Source organism: Weissella sp. DD23 (genome assembly GCF_001579105.1).
Taxonomy (GTDB): domain Bacteria; phylum Bacillota; class Bacilli; order Lactobacillales; family Lactobacillaceae; genus Weissella; species Weissella cibaria.
The window spans coordinates 414,722-416,283 of the sequence record NZ_KQ970390.1; the positions used below are offsets into that span (position 1 = coordinate 414,722).

Below are 1,562 nucleotides of genomic sequence, written 5' to 3' on the forward strand. Positions count from 1 at the left end.
AGCATTAAAGGTCACGTTCAATTGCCATAATATCACTATATGCTTGTTGTGTTGCCACTAGAACTGTTCCTGATATTAACATATTCATAGGTTGGTCGTCAATTTTTCCGACTTTAAACCCTAAAGCTTCACCAAGCAATGTCCCCGCAGCATAGTCCCACGGCTTCATATTGCTGGCATATCCAACGGCCTTACCCGTCAGAACATGTAGATAAGAAATGCCCGCCGAGCCATACACACGGAACCCTAAAGCGGCCTTCGCCACTTCAGGAAACCCAAATTGCTCATATAGCAGGCGTGCACCAGACAAAATAATCAATCCGTCAGCCAAGCCCGTATCTTTTGGTGTCGCCAGCGGTGTGTCGTTGTGATACACCCCGTATGCCGGACCACCGTGGATGATGTCATGGTTAACAACATCCATAATCCAAGCCATCACTGGCTGACCATCTTCATACAATGCCAACATTGTTGCAAATTCTGCCTGTTGCTTCACAAAATTCATCGTCCCGTCGATTGGGTCAACAAACCAAACTCGGCCGGCCATGTCGTTAACCGCATCCCCAAAACCTTCTTCACCAAGAATTTTTGCTTTAGGATCAAAACGACGAATCGCATCAACATAAAATTGTTCTGTCTCGCGGTCCACATTAGTGACTAAATCGCGATGACCTGCTTTTGTATCCACGCGCATGCGCTGCGTGACGCGTTTGAGCACCGTATCGTGTACCGTGTCCAACCAACCTAATACAGTCTGATCAAGCTTTTTTAATTGCGCTTCATTCATACCGTTAGCCTTCCATTTTTAGCTGTTTCTTATCACTTTGCTTTGCGGCTTGGATGGTGCGATAGATACTATACCCTGACTCACCACCAAATTCCCGATCAAGTTGCTTTTCTTCAGCTTTACTAGGGACAACTTGCTTAAACGCATCGTAGGCCGCTAATAATTTCAATCGATCAATCCCAGATTCATAGGCCGTAGCTACAGCAGAATATAGACCACTAACGGCAATAATATCAGCCGTTGACCAACCGTCTAACATTGGGTAATTAAAATTCGAATCACCGTTTGCCATACGAATTACCCAATGTAACGTGTGCCATCAGTTTCATCCCATGGCGCCGTCTTGCTGATGTGATCGTAGTATAGCGTGCCATGCAAATGGTCAATTTCGTGTTGGAATACGATGGCTGGGTAGCCTTCCAACTTCAATTCTTGCGCATCGCCATTTTCATCTTGATACTTAACGGTAATCCGGTAAGCACGCTCTACATATCCAGGAATATCTTCGTCGACTGACAAGCACCCTTCACCCATTGACAAAGCCGTTTGCTTAACAGACTGACGCGTGATGACTGGATTATAAATCGTTCCTTTAAAGAAATACGTTGGGGCCGCATCTTCATCGATGTCAGTATCGTCAACATCTTCATCAGGAATCAAAATTGATGAAAATTGTTGTGAAATGCCAACTTGTGGTGCCGCAAGTCCAACGCCTGGACGAAGACCATACTTCTCGTTCTCTTCTTCGTTTTGTGAGACAACTAAGTACTCCATC

The 1,562-nt window shown here is 45.2% G+C and carries 3 protein-coding genes; all 3 read right to left on the minus strand.

Going from position 1 to position 1,562, the window contains the following annotated elements; all coding sequences use genetic code 11:
• Nucleotides 1–4: 4 nt before the first annotated feature.
• Entirely contained in the window at nucleotides 5–787 is a 783-nt protein-coding gene (locus WEIDD23_RS01975; RefSeq protein WP_010373677.1) for an inositol monophosphatase family protein, read from the minus strand.
• 4 nt (nucleotides 788–791) lie between these two features.
• Nucleotides 792–1,079: a UPF0223 family protein gene (locus WEIDD23_RS01980; RefSeq protein ID WP_010373679.1), complete on the minus strand. Its 288-nt coding sequence runs from the start codon at nucleotides 1,077–1,079 to the stop codon at nucleotides 792–794.
• A gap of 5 nt (nucleotides 1,080–1,084) precedes the next feature.
• On the minus strand, nucleotides 1,085–1,562 hold a 478-nt coding region (gene def, locus WEIDD23_RS01985), incomplete at its 5' end, for a peptide deformylase (protein WP_242865389.1).